General features: G+C 32.8%; 16 protein-coding genes. 4 read left to right on the top strand and 12 right to left on the bottom strand.

Features of this window, described 5'->3' with window-relative positions:
• Positions 1 to 28: 28 nt before the first annotated feature.
• Positions 29 to 1,657: an ELWxxDGT repeat protein gene (locus H7F21_RS10030; protein WP_185789130.1), complete on the bottom strand. Its 1,629-nt coding sequence runs from the start codon at positions 1,655 to 1,657 to the stop codon at positions 29 to 31.
• A gap of 251 nt (positions 1,658 to 1,908) precedes the next feature.
• Between H7F21_RS10030 and H7F21_RS10025 the strand changes: the two genes are divergently transcribed.
• The 3 genes from H7F21_RS10025 to H7F21_RS10015 all read left to right on the top strand — a co-directional run bounded on the left by H7F21_RS10025 (position 1,909) and on the right by H7F21_RS10015 (position 6,156).
• Positions 1,909 to 4,785: a sensor histidine kinase gene (locus H7F21_RS10025; RefSeq protein WP_185789129.1), complete on the top strand. Its 2,877-nt coding sequence runs from the start codon at positions 1,909 to 1,911 to the stop codon at positions 4,783 to 4,785.
• Positions 4,776 to 5,528 (top strand): LytR/AlgR family response regulator transcription factor, encoded by a 753-nt coding sequence (locus H7F21_RS10020; protein ID WP_185789128.1) that lies wholly within the window; start codon positions 4,776 to 4,778, stop codon positions 5,526 to 5,528. Before H7F21_RS10025 ends, H7F21_RS10020 begins: the two co-directional genes overlap by 10 nt.
• Positions 5,529 to 5,604: 76 nt before the next feature.
• On the top strand, positions 5,605 to 6,156 hold the full coding sequence (locus H7F21_RS10015) for a GNAT family N-acetyltransferase (protein ID WP_185789127.1): 552 nt from the start codon (positions 5,605 to 5,607) through the stop codon (positions 6,154 to 6,156).
• 247 nt (positions 6,157 to 6,403) lie between these two features.
• Here H7F21_RS10015 and H7F21_RS10010 read toward each other — a convergent pair whose 3' ends face one another.
• From H7F21_RS10010 to H7F21_RS09990, 5 genes are all read right to left on the bottom strand, one after another.
• On the bottom strand, positions 6,404 to 6,757 hold the full coding sequence (locus H7F21_RS10010) for a GRAM domain-containing protein (protein WP_185789126.1): 354 nt from the start codon (positions 6,755 to 6,757) through the stop codon (positions 6,404 to 6,406).
• Between the two features lie 12 nt (positions 6,758 to 6,769).
• Entirely contained in the window at positions 6,770 to 7,369 is a 600-nt protein-coding gene (locus tag H7F21_RS10005) for a hypothetical protein (RefSeq protein WP_185789125.1), read from the bottom strand.
• Positions 7,370 to 7,378: 9 nt separating this feature from the next.
• On the bottom strand, positions 7,379 to 8,557 hold the full coding sequence (locus H7F21_RS10000; RefSeq protein ID WP_185789124.1) for a T9SS type A sorting domain-containing protein: 1,179 nt from the start codon (positions 8,555 to 8,557) through the stop codon (positions 7,379 to 7,381).
• Between the two features lie 48 nt (positions 8,558 to 8,605).
• Positions 8,606 to 10,180 carry a hypothetical protein gene (locus tag H7F21_RS09995; protein ID WP_185789123.1) on the bottom strand — a complete coding sequence of 525 codons (1,575 nt, stop codon included), beginning with the start codon at positions 10,178 to 10,180 and terminating at the stop codon, positions 8,606 to 8,608.
• Between the two features lie 182 nt (positions 10,181 to 10,362).
• Positions 10,363 to 11,547: a hypothetical protein gene (locus H7F21_RS09990; RefSeq protein WP_185789122.1), complete on the bottom strand. Its 1,185-nt coding sequence runs from the start codon at positions 11,545 to 11,547 to the stop codon at positions 10,363 to 10,365.
• A gap of 344 nt (positions 11,548 to 11,891) precedes the next feature.
• Between H7F21_RS09990 and H7F21_RS09985 the strand changes: the two genes are divergently transcribed.
• A complete protein-coding gene (locus H7F21_RS09985) occupies positions 11,892 to 12,593 on the top strand; it encodes a hypothetical protein (RefSeq protein WP_185789121.1) in 702 nt (233 codons plus the stop codon).
• A 250-nt stretch (positions 12,594 to 12,843) separates the two neighbouring features.
• On the opposite strand, the gene H7F21_RS09980 is transcribed toward H7F21_RS09985, so the two are convergent.
• From H7F21_RS09980 to H7F21_RS09955, 6 genes are all read right to left on the bottom strand, one after another.
• Positions 12,844 to 14,025 carry a hypothetical protein gene (locus H7F21_RS09980; protein ID WP_246431456.1) on the bottom strand — a complete coding sequence of 394 codons (1,182 nt, stop codon included), beginning with the start codon at positions 14,023 to 14,025 and terminating at the stop codon, positions 12,844 to 12,846.
• A 585-nt stretch (positions 14,026 to 14,610) separates the two neighbouring features.
• Positions 14,611 to 17,238: an HYR domain-containing protein gene (locus H7F21_RS09975; RefSeq protein ID WP_185789120.1), complete on the bottom strand. Its 2,628-nt coding sequence runs from the start codon at positions 17,236 to 17,238 to the stop codon at positions 14,611 to 14,613.
• A gap of 77 nt (positions 17,239 to 17,315) precedes the next feature.
• Positions 17,316 to 17,756: a hypothetical protein gene (locus H7F21_RS09970; protein ID WP_185789119.1), complete on the bottom strand. Its 441-nt coding sequence runs from the start codon at positions 17,754 to 17,756 to the stop codon at positions 17,316 to 17,318.
• Positions 17,757 to 17,758: 2 nt separating this feature from the next.
• Positions 17,759 to 18,247 (bottom strand): hypothetical protein, encoded by a 489-nt coding sequence (locus H7F21_RS09965; protein ID WP_185789118.1) that lies wholly within the window; start codon positions 18,245 to 18,247, stop codon positions 17,759 to 17,761.
• Entirely contained in the window at positions 18,247 to 18,675 is a 429-nt protein-coding gene (locus H7F21_RS09960) for a hypothetical protein (RefSeq protein WP_185789117.1), read from the bottom strand. The genes H7F21_RS09965 and H7F21_RS09960 overlap by 1 nt, the downstream gene beginning before the upstream one ends.
• Positions 18,676 to 18,681: 6 nt before the next feature.
• On the bottom strand, positions 18,682 to 20,682 hold the full coding sequence (locus H7F21_RS09955; protein ID WP_185789116.1) for a hypothetical protein: 2,001 nt from the start codon (positions 20,680 to 20,682) through the stop codon (positions 18,682 to 18,684).
• Positions 20,683 to 20,765: the final 83 nt, after the last annotated feature.

The following is a 20,765-nucleotide window of genomic DNA, read 5'->3' as shown; positions in this document are numbered from 1 at the left end:
ATAAAATGAGGTCAATTGTATGTCACTATTATTTTTTAGTAATTTTCAAAGTATTTAGTCCAGTTTTGCCATATATTCTTGCAAAATAGATTCCAGCTGCTAAATCAGAAATGTCATAAGAAGATTCTTCTTGTTTAAACAATTTTACTTTTTTTCCTGTAGCATGATAAATTTCAATAATATCTATAGGAGAATTATAGTCAATACGAAATGTGTTTTCAACTGGGTTTGGGTAGAGTTTTATTGACTTGGTTTCCTCTAGATTTGGTATTGATAATGCTGGGTCAATATATTTCCATAATTCTCTACCATTTATACCATCATTTGCATGAAAAAACAGAGTATTACCAGATACTACTAGAGCTTCAGGACTACTGCTTATAGCGCCAGCAGCAATATCTGCGACTATTTGTGTTCCTGCATTTGTGCCATCTGTTGTCCATATTTCGATTCCGTTTGAGTCATTGTCTGCCGTAAAAAATAGATTACCATTATACTCGGTAAAATTTTGAGGGAAAGAACTACCAGTAGTGTTTATATTTTTAAGTATTTGTGTTGTAGCTATTGTACCACTAGTACGCCAAATTTCATCTCCATTAATACCATCATCTGCGCTAAAATATAAGGAGTTATTATATATGAAGAGGTTTGAGGGATTACTGCTAGCGGAGCCATTAGAAATATCATTTGCTAATGAAACAACATCATTATTATCAATGTAAAAAAGCTCAGTGCCAAAAATAGAGCTAGTAGCCGTAAAATAAAGATTGTTATTGTAGACAATAAAATTTTCAGGATGACTTCCTGTGGTGCCAGGAAAAATATCGGTGACCATTTGTGTGCCAGCGGTTGTACCATCACTTTGCCAAAGTTCTGAGCCATTTGTTCCATTATCTGCAGAAAAGTATATTTTATTATTATAAACTATCAAATGTTCTGGATTGCCGTCAGCATTTCCAGTACCAATATTTTTCACTAAAGACGTGCTGTTAAGTGTACCTGTACTTTTCCATAGTTCTCTTCCATCTGTTGACGTTGCAGCAAAATATAAATTATCATTATAGACAACAAAATTATCAGGAAAACTTCCGTCGCTCCCAGGATTTATATCTTCTACAAGAATGTTGCCACTTGATGCGCCAATAGATGCATATAACTCGCTGCCAGCATTTGTTCCATGTGCTTGCATGAATAATAGATTAATACCATTAGATTCGTATTCAACGTAGATCTTTGGATTACTTGATCCTGATGTATTATGGTCAAATACTAAAGAAGTACCTGCTGAAGTTCCATTTGTTACCCATAAATCAAAGTTGTTACCAGAGGATTGGTTGTTTACTGCAAAAAACACTTCCTCTACACCAGTAAATTGATTGACCCTATGGAAAAAATCTTTTGGATCTCCAGATACAGATCCGGGCCCAATGTTTTGTATCAATTGTGTGCCAACGTCAGTGCCATCAGAGATAAAAAGTTCAAAATCTGACGCACTTTGTACTTGATTATTACCAGAAAAGAGGATAGAATTATTTATTACGATTAGTTCTCCACTTACACCATCTCCTGTAGGTGAAAGATCTTTTACTAAACTCACTTGGGAGAAACTAAATAGCGATATTATTAATAGATGTAATGGTAGTAGCGTTTTTTTCATAATAAATCAGTTGTTATAATAAATCTGGAATTAAAACTCATCAATTATATGCTTTAACTGCCATAAAAAGTGATAACTGGTTACTTTGGTTTACTGAGTCTTTAATCAATTAAAATGATAAACGGACTATTTTATTTATTAGGAGGTATAGTTGCTTTATTAAGTTATATGATGCCTTGACTTGGATAGAAAAACTCAAAATACGCTTACTTTACAAAATCCTATATTTATAAAAATTTAGATATTAAAGCTTGTACAAACTTCTCATAATTACTGTTTTTAGTTGCTGCTTTGGCTTGGCACAAAACCCTTATAGTATACAGTATAGTTTAGATGAAAGTTTACCAACTTCTAATATATACAGCGCTTTTGAGGCCAATAATGGCTACATGTGGTTTGCTACAGATGTTGGTGTTTTGCGTTATGATGGTTATACGTTTGAGCACTTTAATACCGACGATGGTTTAGGCGATAATGAGGTTTTTAAGATTTTTCAAGATTCAAAAAAGCGATTATGGTTTTTAACCTTAAACGGAGAGCTTTCTTATTTTAAAGACAAGCAATTTTTTAATACCAAGAATTCAGGTTTTTTAGATAAAATATCCAATCAAAAAATGTTGATTGATATTTTTGAGGACGATAATGACTCTTTACATTTTCTATATCGCGATGGTAAAATTGTAGTCGTAGATATTGAATTAAATACAATTCAGACATCAGATACTGGCATCCCTTCATATTCCATTTGGGAAAAAAATAATGAGAGTTTTGCTTTAACCAATGGTTCAATACTAAACTTAAAAACAAAAACTGAAGTTTTTTTTAGTCCCGATATGTTGTCTTTGAGTGGTTATCGCTATTATTTAGACGATGAGCACTACTATTTTTCATCAAAAAACAACATATACAAATTCGCTGATAATGAGTTTAAGAAGATACTACAATTAAAAGATTCAGAAATTATATTTATTACCAAGATAGATGGAAATTTTTGGATAGGTACACAAGCAGGATTATATGTGAGTACTAATAATTCAACAGTTAGTTATTTTAAGGACGATAAAGTTTCTAGTGTTTTTAAGGATTCTGCGGGTAATTATTGGGTTACAACACTAAATAATGGTATAAAATATATTCCCAATATAGATTTGATGTCTTACGATTTTAACACAGAAGATCTAAAAATAAAAGCAATTGAAAAGGATAGTAAAAAGAAACTCTGGATTGGCACAGACAAAGGGCTTTATGAATTATACCATGGCCCTAATTCACAAATAAGCCGAGTTGCTGGTGTTACTAATTACATAAAGAGAATTCGATGTTATGACGATACCGTTTTTACAATCGGAAATAATTCAATACATAGCTTTAAAAACGATAAAAAAAGAACTGTAGCTTTTGGCGCTAATGATATACTTATAGATGATAGCCATTATATATTGTCATCTTCTGTGGTTTTTAAATTCAAAAAGAAAGACTTAAATGCTATAAATAGAGATTTTACCAATACATCTTTTAGGGCATTGGATAAATATAAAATTTTTGGAAAACGTACAAATGTTTCCATGAGAACGGAGCATAAGCGCACGTATTTAGGAACGAGTACAGGCTTGCATATCTATGCACATGATACCATTAAAAAAGTATCTTCCAATAAAGGCGAACTTGAAACCTCAATTTTAGATATATACGTGGATAATGAAACACATAGAATTATTACTGCAAGCAATTCTAAAGGAATTACAACTATTGTTAATGATAAAATTGAAACTCATATTACATCTGTACAAGGCTTAAATAGTAATGGTTGTTATGCCATTGAAAAGATTTCTAACAACTCTTATTTTGTAGGAACTAACAAAGGTTTGAATAAAATCTCAATAAAGGATTCTAGTGCACTAGTAACGAACTATAATTCTATCCTAAAACTGAAAAATGAAAAAATAAACGCTATTGAATTAATAGATTCTATGATTTTTTTAGCAACAGACAAAGGGTTGATGTCTTTTAATTACAACACTGCTAATCTTAAAAATAATGCGCCAAAACTTGTTTTAGAATCAGTTTTAATCAATGGTTTAGAAAAAGAAAACCTTTCCACGTTGTCCTATAATGAAAATGATATTACGCTAAATTATACAGGAATCTCATTTTCAGATTTTGGTAATCTAACCTATGAATATAAGTTTAATAATGACAAAGGTTGGACGGTTACAAATAACCGAGAATTAAACTTTAAAAACCTGTCTCATGGCAGTTATGATTTGAGCTTAAGAGCTAAAGGAAATAGTGGTGTTTTTAGTGATATTAAGCATATAAAGTTTGTTGTGAAACCACCTTTTTGGCAAACATTACCTTTTATACTGTTGGTTTTAGTAGTATTTTTTATAGCCACATTGTTTTTAGTGAAACAGCGTATAAAAAAAATACAATCTCGCTTTGCATTAGAACGAAAAACACTGCAAACTGAGCAAGAAAAAATAGCTTTAGAAAAGCAAATGGTTGTACTGGAGCAAAAAGGATTACGATTACAAATGAATCCTCATTTTATTTTCAATGCTTTAAATACAATTAAAGGTTATTATTCTGGTGGTAATATTACAGAGGCTAACAAATACATTGCCAAATTCTCGAGGTTGTTGCGTCTAATACTCGAAAATGACCAGCATCTCATACCTCTAGATAAAGAGATTGAAATGCTAGAGCTATATATAAAACTCATTCAACTGCGCTATCAGAATGTATTTGATTATAAGATTCATGCGTCTGAAGCAATCGTTAAAGAGGATACAGGCATTCCACCTTTGCTTTTGCAACCGATAGTAGAGAATGCAATTATTCATGGGTTGGCACCAAATTCGAAAAAGGGGTATTTAGAAGTTATATTTACAATTGAAAGCGATCAATTGGTTTGTAAAATAATAGATTCGGGTATTGGGTTTTCAAACGCTAAGAAAAAAAGAAAGGGTAGTAGTGAGCATAATTCTAGAGCCATAGAAATTACTAGAGAGCGCATTAATTTTGAAAATAATTCAAAGGACGAGAATAATTTTCAAATAATTGATTTGAAAAACCCATCAGGAACTGAAGTCATTATAAAATTACCATTAACAAATTTATGGAACTAATTAAAGCATTAATAGTAGAGGATGAAGCGCAAGCAATTGCAGCACTTAAGAGTGAATTACATGCTAACTGCCCAGATATAAAAGTATGTGGAATAGCTTCGACTATTCCTGAAGCCCTTAAATTAATTGAAAAACTTAAGCCAGAACTCATCTTTTTAGACATACAATTAAAGGATGGTACCAGTTTTGATTTATTAGAACAATTAAAATATCATGATTTTAAAATTATATTCACAACCGCATACAGTCAATATGCCTTAAAGGCAATTAAAATAAGTGCATTGGATTATTTACTGAAACCTATAGATTCTGAAGAATTGGTTTTAGCTGTTAATAAAGCAAAAGCAGTGACAATAGAGCATTCTAAGTTAAAACTAGAAAGTTTGGTAAATAACAATCGAGTACACCCTTTGCATAAAAAGCTAGCTTTACAAACGTCGAAAGGTATTTTTATGTATGAGCTTGAAACGATTGTACGCTTGCAATCCGAAGGTAATTATACAAGAATTTACTTTAAAAGCGGCAAAAAAGAAATCGTCGCTAAAATTTTAAGAGATTTTGAAGAATTATTAGAGAGTTTAGGCTTCGTACGTATTCATAATTCACATATTATTAATCTTAATCATTTAGAGAGTTATATCAACAGGGATGGTGGTTACGTTGTATTATTGGATAAAACGACATTACCAGTATCAAAACGCAAAAAAAAATCACTATTAGCGTTACTTAATAATGATTTTTGATAAGTATTGTTTCAGTAGTAAAATACTCATCAATATATATAATTGTCTGTTGTGTGCCATTTGAGAAAACGCAGAAATGAAATTAAACGTAAGAGAAATACAAGAAAATGATATTGAAAAAATAGTCAACTATTTTGTTAATGCAGATGCCGAATTTCTCAAAGGAATGGGAGCTGATAAAAGTAAATTACCAAAAAGAGAAAATTGGATTAAAAAACTGGAATCTGAATTAAAGAAACCATATAAAACCAAAGAATTTTACTATATCATTTGGTTGCTAGATAACCAAGAAATTGGTCATTCTAACATTAATAATATTGAGTTTGGAAAATCAGCCACAATGCATTTACATCTATGGAATAATGCAAAAAGAAGAAGTGGGCTTGGGTTAGATTTTTTAAGGTTGACTATTCCTTATTATTTTAAAAATTTTGGACTTGAAAAATTGATTTGTGAACCAAATGCAAAAAACATTGCCCCAAATAAGGTTTTGAAAAAGTTAGAATTTGAATTAATTAGAAATTATGACACAACGCCTGGTTGGATTAATTTTCATCAAACAGTAAATCGATACGAATTGAAAAAGGAACAATTAAAAACATTGAAAATTGCACACAACACCACATAAAATTAATTGCTAGTGTAAGCATATTTACAAAAGTCCTCGCAGACTTTCTATCTATGATTTATTTACACTTTAGTACTTAAATCACGTAACTAATCTTATACAAACACGGTTGAAGAATATAAAACAATCACTATTGTTTGTTCGAGCGCAGTTGAGAACTATTTGTTTGCTAAAATTAGGTTTTGACTGCGCTCAACCAGACATTTTCAATTAAAGAATAAGTAACTATCTACTAACTTTTAAAAGATTATATCCTTTTAATTAAATCAGACTCCCAATCTTCATATTTTTTTACAATAATTCTAAATATTTCATTTTGTTTAGTTGTAATTTCCAAGATATTCTTTTGTACCCCATGTTTACCTTGGGATATTTTTCTGATGTCGTTAAATTCGAGATTAAATCCAAAGTTTTTCTTTTCAACCTGTCGTTTCAAGAATATCCCTAGAATACCAAACCCACTTACTCCGGTTTTATGAGCATTTAAAATAAGTCTATTAGGTGTTAAATATAATGTCCCTCTCAAAAGGTTCAGTTTAGACTTGAGATAGCCTATTTTTTCTTTTTTTAATATTTCTTCTCCTGCAAGTCTTTCGTCCATAAATTAGGTTTATTAGTTTAAAGGCTTATCAGGAAGTGCAACTTCAGATTTATGCCATTTATTTTGATTGTAATAATACCTGGCAGATTTACCTGTTTTGGTATTCCATACGTAAACAATTCTATATTGTTGTCCTCTGGGATTATAATATTCGCTATAATCCATCATTATTTCACCAACTTGGTTTGATGTATCACCAGTGGGATTATCGGGAAGTGCAACTTCAGACTTATGCCACTTATTTTGGTTGTAATAATACCTAGCAGATTTACCTGTTCTGGTGTTCCATACATAGACGATACGATATTGTTGCCCTCTTGTGTTATAATATTCATTATAATTCATCATAATCTCACCCGTTTGGTTTGATGTATCGCCAGTTGGGTTGTTAGGAAGTGCAACTTCAGATTTATACCATTTTTTTTGATTGTAATAATACCTAGCAGATTTACCTGTTTTAGTATTCCATACAAAAACGATACGATATTGCTCACCTCTTGTATTGTAGTATTCTTTATAATCCATCGAAATAGAGCTCTTTTGCGCATATAGATGAAGTGTGCAAGAGAAAAAAACTACTAATAAGGCAAATACGATTTTGTGGTTTTTCATTCTTTCAGTTTAATTTTTTACAAAACGTTTTGTAGAGACAGATCCATTTTCATCTTCTATTTTAATAAGATAAAGACCATTGGAGAGGTTTGAGACATCTGTTGTGGTTGAAACACTTTGCATTATTTTTTGTCCCTGTAGATTATAAATAGCTAACTGTTTTAAAGCAGGTTGTAATTCTATGTTTAAAGTTGTAGTTACTGGATTTGGAAAAATTGAAAGCGGTGAATCATCTAGATTAAATGATTCAGTTGATAAAGAACCATCATTTATATAATACCTAAAAGTACCATCAGACGAGCCACTAATTAAGTCCATATCACCATCGCTATCAAGGTCAGCAAAAGCAGGGGATGAAGTAAATCCTACATCAATACCATTTAAGGGATTATTTGCTCCTAATTGTTCGGTAAAAACATTAGTGCCATTATTTTCATAGTAATTAAATAATCCCTCAACATTACCACTAACCAAATCTAAATCACCATCACCATCTAGATCTATTAATTTAGGTCTAGAAGTACTTAATACATCAAAGCCATCAAAAGGATTGTTTATTCCTAATTGTTCGGTAAAAACATTACTACCATTATTGCTATAGTAATGAAAAGTTCCATCATTCGCACCACTAACTAAATCCAAGTCACCATCATTATCTAAATCTACTAATTCAGGTGATGAAAGACCACCTACATCAAAACCAGTGAATGGGCTGCTTGCAGCACCTTGGCCTATAAAATTATTATTACCATCGTTTTGAAAATAATTAAAAGTCCCGGTCGTTTTTCCAATAATAAAGTCTAAATCTCCATCAGAATCAATGTCTGCAAATGTAGGTACTGTATTACTTCCAGAATCAATGCCATCAAAGGGGTTGTTGGCACCTGTTAGTTCAGTAAAAATATTGCTCCCGTTGTTTAGAAAATATTGATAAGTTCCATTATTATTTCCGCTCACCAAGTCTAAATCATTATCATTATCTAAATCTACAAATGCAGGTGTCGAATCTGTACCTATATCAAATCCATCAAAAGGATTGTTTGTTCCTGTTTGTTCGGTAAATTGTGCTTGTGCGTTAAGTGTAATGCTAAATGCCACAACTAAGCATAGTTGTTTTAGGACTAGGTGATTATAAAAGTGTTTTGGATTAAGCACTACTGCTTGTGTTTTTGTGTAATTTTTTTTCATAATATTAAGATTTGGTTTTAAATAGTTAAACGAATTGTATGAGGTATGTTAATCTCTAAATTTGTTAAGATTCTCTTTGATCGTAGCCCACCTGTTTGTAATATGAAAGGAGTAAGAGGAGCTGTAGGTGCCACCACCTGTATAGGCTCTTTTTACAAAACCTCTTACTAAGAAATATTCACCGTCACTAGTTGTGCCTGTAAATTCGAAAATGGTAGCTTTAGACAGCGGAATGCCGAGCGAGTTTTTAAATACGGTATAACCACTCCGAGGTAGGGACACAGCAGATACTTTATAATCGTGATTAGTTTCTACATAACTTTTAATTTGTTGTGAGATACCATCATTATAAAGAGGTCCTCTTTTAGCAAGTTTTACATCCGCTAGATCAGCAGCTTTTATGTTACTAACGATTTTCTGTAATGCCGTAATACCCTCTTCTGTAGCACGTATATTGAAGATTTGTTTCAATTTGCCATAAGAAGATCCATAATGTAGATTTGAAGATAAAATAATCTCTAACCGATGTTCTTGATAGTCAAATAGTGTTTCTATGAAACCTTCAGCTACTCGTAACATCGTATTTCTATTATCTTCATTTTTCCACTCGTTTTGTGCAGGAACAATAGGGAATGTAAAGTAGGAGTGCTTTTTATCTTCCGGGCTTAACATAATACCATCATTATAAGTAAGTGATATTTCATTGGTGCCTATATTTTCATCGAAATTCAACAAGTACTTATAACGATTGTTACCAGTAGTCATCCCTTTATAGGTATGGCCCGATGATAATGCTAGAAGGTAAAGACCGCCATTATTTTTTCCATCCAATACAATGTCTTTAACAAAATCGGCTTCTTTTGCACTTTTATATGAAATAGGGGTTGAGGACACTAAAATCTCTTTAAGGTGATTAGCATGAAAAGGTGTCCCTATATTGGCCTCATAGACTTTGGCTAACTTACTTTTTAAACCATCAATTTCTGTTTGCGTGCCTGCTAATAAGTCTTTATAAGTACTATTTGTACTTAGATTATTATAAATAAGTAACAACTTTTTCATAGCTTTCCAGCGCTCTAGAGCGTCTTCGACAATAACTGTTTTTGCTGATGGGCTTTTGGCAGATCTTAATTCTTTCTGTAAAAAGTTGACTTTTTTACTTACCTCTGGTAAATAGACATCATTTAAGTTTTTGTCTAGATTATCTATTCTATCGGTGTAATACGGGTCAACATATTTGTTTTCGTTTTTAAAAGTTGCAATTAAATCTTGAGCTTGTTGAAAAGTGCTTGAACTCCCTAATTTCTCTAATGCTTCATATGATGTAATAACATTAAGTTGTTGTTTACTCATGTAGCGAGATATCTGGTCAAATTCATCAATATAGATTTTTAAGTTATTTAGAACTTCTTTTTCGTCCTTTGATAAATCTGTTTGACCTGATGCAGACGTCGTAGCATTACCACGGCTTTTTTCGGTTAGTCTAGTAATTTTGCCATTTGCACCTTTTACAGGGACTTTTTTTGTTCCTGCTTTTTGTGCGTAGCTGTTAGTACTAAAAAGTAATAAGGTTGTAAGGGTAAGTAGGTAAGTTAGCTTAAAAAAAGCCTTATAATTTTTCATGGTTGTAAGATTTAAATAATAGCTAAATCTATATGAGAAATTATAATGACCTTTTATTTAAATGATAAGTGGTCGTGTTGATTTATTTGAAGTAATTATCCAATAAAGAACCTCTAGTATGCATTGAGTTTCAATGCGCACTGGAGGTTGCAGTTTAAAAATAGGCCTTATAGGTCTTATGCTTATCTCATGACATAAGAATTCACGATAGTCTTTATTTGAGCTTTTAAGTTTTCACCACTGTCATAGATCATTTGTTCTTCGGTTGGAAATGGCACAGCGCGTCTGTCTAAAAATGCTAATAGGCTATTTTCTAGAGCTCTTCTGTCGCCATTGGCATTGGCATATATATGTTCAAAAACAAATTCACTACTCACGGGAAAGGCATCCGCCAGTTGCTTGGTGTTAAGATCGTAATATTCTACATTACCAGTCACCTGTGCGGCTTTAAATTGCTTGAATTCGTAATATTCGCAACGTATGGTTTTTAAGTTGTCCACCTCAATGGCATTGCCTAAGCTATCTTTTACTTTATTGCCTTGATCATCTAGTAATAACTTTTTGCCATCTTTAATTTCTTTTTCCTTGATAATCTGACGTTCTTGAACCTGTTCTGGAGATATATTAATTTCCCTTAGATTCACCTGCATTTTATAGTCGTAGGTCACTTTGTTATCTGCATTATTATGATACACAGCCCAAAGGTTATTTAAACCATAGGTGCTGAAATTTAGGAGGTCTGTTTCCAATTGTGTTGGTATCACTTTTTGGGTATCGTTTGTCATTTCTACTAATACAAAATCAACACCTTTTTGGTAAGCGACTTCGGTGAGTTGACGCACATCCTTATAATTTGGGTTTATGGACTCAATCTCGTTAAGCTGATCGTAAGCCAATCTATAATCCAGTTTATTGTTGCTATTGGAGTTTAGAAGTGCTACGGCATTGTTATACATGTGCGACGATGCTTTATCTATGGCATTGGCAATGTCGTTAGCATAGTTTTTCATGGAAAAGGATACCTCTCTGCCATCTACATATAAAGGCAGTAATGGTTTAACGCGCTCTTGTCTGTTATCTACATTCACATAGAGATCGTAGATTTTAATCAAATCCTCTGGATTATTGGTTGTTTTTAAGAATTTAATGTTTTCCAAATCACGCTGATTGGCCTTGTGGTAAGCCTCTTGAAGCATTATGGTAAATTGCGCCTTTCGCTTGGTGTTTTTGTTGGTGCGCAGTTTGTTTATAGCATTAGACATGGCAACATCGTAATTGCCTGTATTGACAGCTTTTTCAATTTGTCTGCTGGTACTACAAGAAATAATAAGTGCAAAAGCACATAACGTAAGTAGTAGTTTTTTCATGACGGTTGTATTTAGGGCTTTTAAAATCTGGGGAAATGTAGGTTTTTAAAGGTTAAAAAGCAAATAAATACGATAAAATGCATATTTATTACTTATTTTGAAAGTAAATTCTTTCTTTTATGAATATTCTATTGACTATTTGTATTATTTAAAAAATACGTATGGTTAGGTGTTGACTTTGCACTTTTTAAAATATAACTTCTCTTATCGTCTGATATAAGTCTGTTACTGAGCCTGTCGAAGTATTGAAAAGGACTCATATCATTAAAGTTGGCAACAATATCTATAAACTGTAACAATCGATTTGAATAATTATCTTTAAGTAAATTAAAAATTACTTAAAAATGAAAAAACTCTCATTGATCAATTTTATCCTTTTGGTTTGTATACTATTTTATTTAATATATAATCAAACTAAAAAGCAAGCTACACATTTCAAAAAACTGACAGCTGAGAGAATAGATGTAGTTGGAGAAAATGGCAATAAATTTATTGTACTGAGTAACCCAAAGAATCAAGCCTTGGCTACTACCAATGGAAAATTGACAAACCCTGAAAGCACTGAAAGAAATACTCCTGGTCTTATCTTCTTCAATAGTGAAGGTGATGAAGTTGGTGGTTTAGTGTTTGATAAAGATGAGGAAGGAACTTATCAAATGTTGACATTTGATCAAAACAAAAATGATCAGATTATGGTTTTACGTAAAGATGAATATGAAGAAAATGGTCAATGGTTCAGACAGTATGGTTTAGAAATTAGTGAACGTTCTGAAAAACCCTATATAGAAATAATTAAGGAATATAATTTTATTAACAAGTTAGAAGATTCTGTTAAAAGAGCTCATGAATTTAATAAATTTTGGAGCAATCCAGAACATTTGGCACCTAAACGCTTGTTTCTTGGAAGATTAGAAAACTTGAACACAGGACTTTTCTTATTAGACAAAGAAAATAATATCAAACTTTCAATATATGTAGATTCCGATGGAAAACCTGTTTTGCAGTATGTTGATAGTTTAGGAAATAATAAGAATTTATTAAAGTAAAATGCAGTTGCCAACAACGTGTGCAGTTCATTGCTACGTTGGCTGGTTAAGTGAACGATCAAGATAAAATTTATACTTTTAGTAAACGGAACAATTGTGCAACTCAGCCTTGCGCTTTTTTCCCGTAGAATTTTCGTCGTAAACGGCTCATCCAAACGTAAAACGCTTCGGCTGAATTCCGGAACCAAACCATACACAAACACGATAAGCGCAATAAAAAAACCTCCCATTTCCGGGAGGTTTTCTTTTACTAACTATTTAAGCGGTAGGATTTGATGATGTTTTTTAGTTTTAACTTTAAGTCTTCACCAGAGTCGTACACCATTTGAGCATCTGTTGGGAAAACCACTTGTTGTTGTCTCAATAGATTTCTATCATCTCTATTCAAAGCTCTTCTGTCGCCTCTAAATCGTCCAAAAACATTTTCGAAGGTAAAACCACTATCTATGGTAAAGTTATCTACCACCTGGTTTTGTTTGAGATCTGTATACACTACATCGGCTATGACTTGGGCAGACTTGGTTTGTAGAACTTCAAAAAAACGTGCTCTTACCGTAACGATCTTATCGACCTTAATATCATTGCCCAAACTATCCTTGGCGACATTGCCAGCATCATCTAAAAGGTATTCCCAACCATCTACAATTTGCTTTTCACGTAACAGTTGTCTTTCATTAATACGCTCTGGCGAAATATTGATACGCTTTAATTGCAATTGCATGGCGTAATCATAATCGATGCTAGCATCTGCATTGGCATGATACGTCGTCCAGAATTGATTGAGTCCATAGGTATTAAAGTCCAATAGCTCAGCTTCCAATCGTTGTGGTATAATTTGATGGGTTTCATTTTGCACCGATACACGGACATAATCCATCCCAGTAACATGGGCTTCTTGCATCAATGCTCTCACATTTTCAAAATTTGGATTGATGTTATCGACATAATCAAAAAGTCTATAAGCCTCACGTGCGTTGAACTTATCTTCAGTATCCAACAAATCCAGACCTTTATCCATTAAGAAATCAGAGGTTTTATATCTGTAATCTACGATAGCATCGCTATAATCCCTGAAGGTAAAAGTTATGGTCTTGCCATTGATTCTTAAAGGCATTACACGCTTTATCGTATTTTGTCTTGCTTCTAAATCAGCATAGCTCTCGTAAATGGTTTTATATAACTCAGGATTGCCATCTTTTTTCAATTGTGCAATGCGAGCTAAATCTTCATCCAGGACTTTGTCATAGGCATCCTTTAGCATCACCACATAAGCTTGCTTACGTTTTTTGTCTTTGTTGTTTTCTAGCTTTCGCAACGCTTCAGAAATAGCTTGGTCATAGTTACCATGACTGATGGCGGATTCAATTTGTTTTTTGGCACTACAAGATACGAGTACCGAAACAAGGACTGATAATAGTAAAATTCGTTTCATAATCTTGTGTTTTAAAGGTTATACAAAGTATAAAACCAATGATTGTGCCATAAATTATAACATTCTAATTGTTAGGTTTTTATAACGATAAGGTTTAACGCTCGAAGCACGAAGCGTGAATTTATAAGCATGGAGTGCGAAGTGTTAAGTAAGAACAAGGTGGTATTGAAAATTCTTATTCTCGATACGGTTTTATCGGTTTACACCTCTAAAACCACTCGAATTGACAAATTTTCATGGGATGTTAAGTGTTATATCTAGCTATTTGAATTTTTGGATAAGTTGTATTCTAAGACACAAATAAAAAAAGCTCGAAATTGAATAATACGCATTACGGTTTCTTAATATTGAGTTCTATGATTTAGCCGTATGTTATTATGCCTAAATACAAAAGCACCCAAAAAGGGTGCTTAGGGTTATTAACTAAAGCATGACTAAAAAGCGATTAGCCATATACCTATAACTAACATTGCGTAGTATATGAACAAAAATATCTCGAGTTTCTTTTTTTCTAATTTATTCATCATAATGTGAAAGGAAATTAGTTTTTCGATTCTTGTAAGACACTAGCTTTAAATGCAACGTTTAGTGTTTAATTAACTTTTTTGTAGCGATACCTCGATTAGTTGTTATTTTAACAAAATATAATCCACTATGAAGATCATCGACAATATAATTAGAAATATCCTTTAAAAAATGTTTTACCAGTTTACCATTTAAGTCGAATATCTTAACGTTTTCTATAGGTAGATTGCCATCTATTTTAAAATACTTTAAGACTGGATTTGGATATATTTTGTAGTTATTTACATCAAATTCATCTATACTTAATACTTCATTAACTACCAAGTCAAATGTGCAGCTATCACTGTTATTTCCAGAATCAGTTGCTGATAATGTTATGGTATATGTGCCAGCTGATAATTGTGTGTTAGGTGCCGGTGTTTGTGCAAGGGTTAATGATGTTAATGGACAATTATCTGATGGCGAAACAAAACTACCGTCCAGGTAATCTGGTACTGTATATGTGCTTCCTTGATTTACGCTTACCGTTTGGTTAGCTGGACAGGACATTACTGGAGCTTCAATATCATTAACAGTAACAGTAAAGGAACATGTTGATTGGTTATCGCATACATCTGTAGCAGTAACATTAACGGTTGTTGTACCAATTGGGAATATATTACCAGATGCTATATCATAAGTTAATGAAAAAATACCGCCACAGCTATCAGTAGCAGTTGCACTGTAATTTACAACGGCACCGCAACTATTTGCATCATTATTTACCACAATATTTGTAGGGCAGGTAATGGTTGGTCCTGTGGTATCAACAACATTAATAATTTGATCACATGTTGAAATATTTCCATTAGTATCTGTTGCTGTCCAAGTTCTAGTTATTATAGACGTGTTTCCACAAGTATCTAAGAAATTATCTGAGCTGGTTATAACTGTATTGCTCGTTCCACATGGGATTGCACAATAATCAGGTAAAAAAACGGATTGATTTGTGGACGTAGGAGAAAAAGCATATAAGTCTCGTCGTGAGGCGGCATCTGGATTACCAAGAAAGTTCTTTTGTACCGCACCAACAATTATCCCTAATGCATAACATGAATCCGATGGGACATCAACTAAAGGTATCGTAATTGTATAACTAGCAGGAATTGATGGAGGAGCGACACTAGTCCAATTAGAGTCTTCAATTGGTATGTTTGCCGCTGTATTAAAACTTGTATCTGGAGCCAAATAATAACGTACATTTTCGAGATACCATTGCGCACCTACAGATTGATTCATTTGTATGCTAATTGTTAAATTATCCGTGTCTTGCATAATGGTGACATCTCCCCAATCTGGTTGCGGTCCGCTACAAGGAAAAAAGCCACAGTAAGTTATTTCTGTAGTGCCGTTATTATTAGCCAAAGGATATGTTATTGGCTGACATACAGGTTCACAATTATCAAACGCAGTGGCTGTACCAGTTACAGTAGGATCTGTTGAGTCTCCACACTCTACAGTTGTATTTGCTGGGCATGTTAGTGTAGGAGGGATGTCATCTATAGTTGTAATTGATAATTGAGAAGGCTCACTATCACGACCATCAATGTTTTGTGCGCCTGCTTCAGGAACCATAATAGTTACCGATTGTCCACAAACAAAATTTGGTGTTATTACCGCCGTGTATTCTGCGGCAGTTAGTCCAGCTGCAAAATCACTTGCAGTTCCGTTTGATATGTTTATGTCTGAAATGTCAAATCCAGTTACAGGTTCACTAAAGGTGAAAGTTGCAGTAACTCCATTGCTATCTGTACTTGTTGGTGCAGAGATAGTCAATTCTGGACCACAGGTTAAAGCATAAGTCGCTGAGGAATCTTTAGTCCAGCCAGAATATGTGTTTGCAGCAGCAGGATCATCAACTTTTATACAAGTCAAGTCAGTATTATTAGTTACTGTAAACGTCGTTAATGAGGCATTAGTGCCATTCGCTATATTAATGTATTCTAAGCCAGAATTATTCGTAGCATTAAAATTTATTAAAGCAGCATTATTTCTAGCATCAATTTCTATAATACTATTGTTGAAAGCAACAAAACTTATTAAATCTACATTATTTGTTATATCTATAGCGGTTAAATTGTTGTCATTTACCGTGAGTACTTCTAAATCAGTGCAATTAGATATATCTAATGAAGTAAGAGCATTGTTGTCCGCTATTAAGCTTAATAAATCATTTTGATTTGAAGTATCCATAGCAGTTATAGAATTACCAGAAATATTTATTAAGGTTAATTCTGTATTATTTGTCAAATCTATTGATGTAAGTCCATTGTTAGGCATGGAAAACTCAAGAAGGTCGGTATTAAAAGACACGTCAATACTCGTTAGATTATTATCTCCTAGATATAAGTTTAATAGACCTGTTAAGTCTGATAAATCTGGACTAACGTTTATACCACAATTTACGCAACCTATTGATTCTATGTTAGTGAAAAATTCTATTCCACCTAAGTCATTGATAGCACTATTGTTAAAAAAATTAAACCCATTAACTGCAAGAGCTTCGGTTTGACTAATTTCACCATCATTATTGGTATCTATACCATTAGAGATTAATGCTGCCTTAAAATCAGGATCACTAAAAGATATGTTTTGGGCATTTACATTGATTGTACAACATACAATCATAAAAAGTAGAATTTTTTTCATAATAAATAGGTTTATAGTTTATGCTGTAAATGTAGATTTGAGAGGGTCTCACAGTACTACCCGAAAGGGTAGAATAACTATTTGTAGATGCTTTTAATTAAGTGCGTTACTTTTTTAATATCACAACCTGTTACAAAAACACGAGTTCTTACGTCATCTTTACCATAGAATAATTGGTCAGTGTTGTAAGTAATATCGAGTTTGTTTATGGATTTTAGAATGGTATTTAATTCAAGAGGTTTAAAAATACCAACCAAATTATTTTTTGTCCAACTATTAGACGTTATTTCTTTGTGTGCATATGAGACGATGTCTTTTTCATTCTTAAATTGTACTACAACCTCTCTATGACTTCTATCATGGAAACACCATTGATAAACACCATCTACAATTTTAATGCAGTAACCTTCATAAATAGTTGTGCCGTCAATATTATAATAGCTTAGGTTATAATGGCATTGTGCTTTTAGCCATTGCTGTAATTCTGCAATTGTCTTTGGTGTTGGATTTGTGTTCAATACTATTCGAGTTCTCTTAATAGACGGCCTTCTTCTGGCTTACCCTTAAAATAGACAAGGGTGACGATTTCACCATGATAAAGTTTCTCGTAGCTCATGCCATTGATGTATTTTAATTTTATAGGTGTATTAAGCCGTTCTGTTCTAATTCTTGCTTTTCCTTTAAAAGATTTTGAAAGAATGTCGTTGCTCATTTTTTCGGCATTACTTAAACCAGTAGTATCTTTTGATTTGTAATATGGAATGGTGTCTAAAACTTTAAACCAATCTACCGTAAGGTAGTAGTGCTCACTTGAATATTTAGCATTGCTGCCAGATTTATGCTTTTGAACCACAATAACATCTTCCCTTATGCCATCGTTAAGTAAATGATCTTCTTGATGATTGTTGATGCTTATGAGTACAGCAAATAAAATAGCAATAAATGCACTAGCAATCCAAGTAATTCTATTAATGCGTTTTATTTTTTCTTTAGAAAATTGTTTAGTCATTACCTCAAAAAACCTAATGTATACCCATCCGAGTTTCCAGAAGTTGAACCGTTCTGGTCAATAATTAGACTATTATTCTCCATAAAATAAGATCCATAGCTTTCATCATTAATTTCAAGAAGCGATATGGCATCAAATTGAATTATACTAAAGCTGTATTCACCTGTGTCTAGTGCGGTGTGTCCTGAATTTCCAGAGATATTATTAACCACCTCAAGTGTATTAGTGTTAAGATGAAATTCCCATGTTATAAGACCTTTGTCAAATTGATAATCAACATTAGCAGATCCACCTTGAATTGAAATTAAATTCCATGAACCATTTAATGTGTTTTCATAGCTTTCAGATTCGTTTAAATCATCACTTTCGCATGTTTGATTTACTCCCAAAGTCAAAAAGAGTAGAGTTGTTAAGAGTATTTTATTCATAATTATTTAGTTTGCATTATCGCAAGAGATATAGACGTTTTGCCCTACACCAGCGAATTCTAGATTGCTATTATATTTACCTCCGCCTTGAGCTTGCTGTTTAAAGTTGAAATATTGGTACATACATTTGCCGTCATGCTCTTTTGATACTAAGGCAATAACCAACGATCTGGATAGAATAACACCATTCCAATTTTTATCATAATCCCAATTAACGGACGTAATAATAGCTTTTGTATATGTTTTTGAGCTACCGCTTTTGCGTTGCATAATCCCAAGTGCTTCTTTTTCTAAACCTGAGTTTTGCATTCCGGCTTTTGGTAATTTGGCATCTGCCAATCGCGCGTTCTCTTCCTGGTTTACAATAGTCTCTAACTTGTCAATACCACTAGACAAATCAATACTGAACTCGCCTTTAATACTTGAATTGGTACCTCTAAAAAATACCTCTGCACTTAGAGTTGTTTCAGAATAAGGTCCGGCGGTAATTAGCGCATTAGCAATATGCTCATGAGTCCTTAATTTATTTTCAAAATAAGGTTTGCCATATTTTTGTTTCCAGGATTTGCTAGGTATAATAGCAAACTGTAAATAATTTTTTTCTTGCATAGGTGTAGTTACCCAAACGGCCGTACTTTCAGGTTCACTTATAATACCTCCATTAACCAATATTTTAACATCATTTGCCGCATAAGAGTCTGTTAATTCTCTCAATTTAGCAGGTAAATAAACAGTAGCGTAGATATAATCTCCAGATTTAAAGTTAGATGAGAAATCACTTTCGCTCTCATTACCAATGACAACTTCCTTGTTTGAAAATAACAATTTACCCACATGGGTTTTGTGCATATTACTTACGTATGTTATTCCTGAAGTTTTTTTGCTAATTTGAGTTTCTACTTGGTTCAACCATTGCACAGCTTTAGTGTTGTCGGGTGCAAATTTTAGTAGCAGTTGGCAAAATAGTTTTGTAGCTTCTAATTCTTCAAGTTCTTTTGTTGGGTCACCCTTTATGCCAAATGTGTTTAAATTATTAAGATAGGTATTAAAAGTGCTAGCACTTTTATTAATAAAATTTGAATAATCATTTAAGGCTTCTACCACTTTTTCAATATAAAATTGAGCACTTGTATATGTTCCATTAGATTTTGCATCCTCTACAGCTTGTAGATAATCTGTTTTACTAAAATCTTTGAAAAGTTCTTGTGTTTTATGCAATTTTTTGTGTGACTCTGTAAATTGTAGCCCTTGTGTTGCATCTGCTCCATGACTAGTTTCGCTATAAACATAATTCAGATTCATATGAATATCTCTAAAATAGTTTGCAACATTTTCCTTTGCTAATTTTGAATTGATTTCGGCGCCAGATTCCGACTTTAAAAGACCTTCAAGTCGTTTCATTTCAGAATGGACTATTGTAAAATCCAAATCCTTATGATTAGATGCTATAGATGAAAATTCGCCTTTTGCTTCTTTAAGCCTTGTAAAACTTTCTGTTGGTTTGTTGTGCCTGTAATATTCAAATGCTTTGATAAGGAAGTTAGATTTGGCTTTCTTAAAGTCATTATAAGCGGGATGTGAATCTCCCACCAAATCATCAATAGCTTTATCATAATAGCCTTTTCTAATACTGGCTTGTCTTGCACCATCTGCTCCGCCAGCATTATTTAAATCAGACTTGAATGCGTTTAGTTGATTTTCTTCAGCAGAAATATCTAAGTCTGGACATTTTGATTTGATACTTTTTAAATAGCGTTCTGCAGAGTTTATATAAGTTCTGAACGAACCACTAGATACTTGATTTTCAGCTTTTTTATCTTCTAATTTCTGTAAATATTTGGTTAATGATTTTTGGGCTGAACTGCATGGGTTTTGCGACATATCTTTAGTTGTGTTTGTAAGTTCTTTTTCGACTTTAGATTTAGCTTTTTTTATCTTGTTTAGATTGAGTTGAGAATATCCTAAAGTGCCACTCACTAGGAATATGAAGAGTATTGTTTTTTTCATAAGAATTGAATATTTAATCTCAAATGTAATTCTCCTGCAGTTTGAATGCCCTACCCAAAAGGGTAGAAATAAAAAGAGTGCCA

The organism is Winogradskyella flava (assembly GCF_014243395.1).
Classification (GTDB): domain Bacteria; phylum Bacteroidota; class Bacteroidia; order Flavobacteriales; family Flavobacteriaceae; genus Winogradskyella; species Winogradskyella flava.
Note: the sequence above shows the minus strand (reverse complement) of the source record. Positions and strands in the feature narration are given on the sequence as shown.

What these genes read in the sequence shown, in the direction of transcription:
- H7F21_RS10030 (WP_185789130.1), bottom strand. Translation starts at nt 1,657, where the DNA reads ATGAAAAAAACGCTACTACCATTACATCTATTAATAATATCGCTATTT.
- H7F21_RS10020 (WP_185789128.1), top strand. Translation starts at nt 4,776, where the DNA reads ATGGAACTAATTAAAGCATTAATAGTAGAGGATGAAGCGCAAGCAATT.
- H7F21_RS10015 (WP_185789127.1), top strand. Translation starts at nt 5,605, where the DNA reads ATGAAATTAAACGTAAGAGAAATACAAGAAAATGATATTGAAAAAATA.
- H7F21_RS10010 (WP_185789126.1), bottom strand. Translation starts at nt 6,757, where the DNA reads ATGGACGAAAGACTTGCAGGAGAAGAAATATTAAAAAAAGAAAAAATA.
- H7F21_RS10005 (WP_185789125.1), bottom strand. Translation starts at nt 7,369, where the DNA reads ATGAAAAACCACAAAATCGTATTTGCCTTATTAGTAGTTTTTTTCTCT.
- H7F21_RS10000 (WP_185789124.1), bottom strand. Translation starts at nt 8,557, where the DNA reads ATGAAAAAAAATTACACAAAAACACAAGCAGTAGTGCTTAATCCAAAA.
- H7F21_RS09995 (WP_185789123.1), bottom strand. Translation starts at nt 10,180, where the DNA reads ATGAAAAATTATAAGGCTTTTTTTAAGCTAACTTACCTACTTACCCTT.
- H7F21_RS09990 (WP_185789122.1), bottom strand. Translation starts at nt 11,547, where the DNA reads ATGAAAAAACTACTACTTACGTTATGTGCTTTTGCACTTATTATTTCT.
- H7F21_RS09985 (WP_185789121.1), top strand. Translation starts at nt 11,892, where the DNA reads ATGAAAAAACTCTCATTGATCAATTTTATCCTTTTGGTTTGTATACTA.
- H7F21_RS09980 (WP_246431456.1), bottom strand. Translation starts at nt 14,025, where the DNA reads ATGAAACGAATTTTACTATTATCAGTCCTTGTTTCGGTACTCGTATCT.
- H7F21_RS09975 (WP_185789120.1), bottom strand. Translation starts at nt 17,238, where the DNA reads ATGAAAAAAATTCTACTTTTTATGATTGTATGTTGTACAATCAATGTA.
- H7F21_RS09965 (WP_185789118.1), bottom strand. Translation starts at nt 18,247, where the DNA reads ATGACTAAACAATTTTCTAAAGAAAAAATAAAACGCATTAATAGAATT.
- H7F21_RS09960 (WP_185789117.1), bottom strand. Translation starts at nt 18,675, where the DNA reads ATGAATAAAATACTCTTAACAACTCTACTCTTTTTGACTTTGGGAGTA.
- H7F21_RS09955 (WP_185789116.1), bottom strand. Translation starts at nt 20,682, where the DNA reads ATGAAAAAAACAATACTCTTCATATTCCTAGTGAGTGGCACTTTAGGA.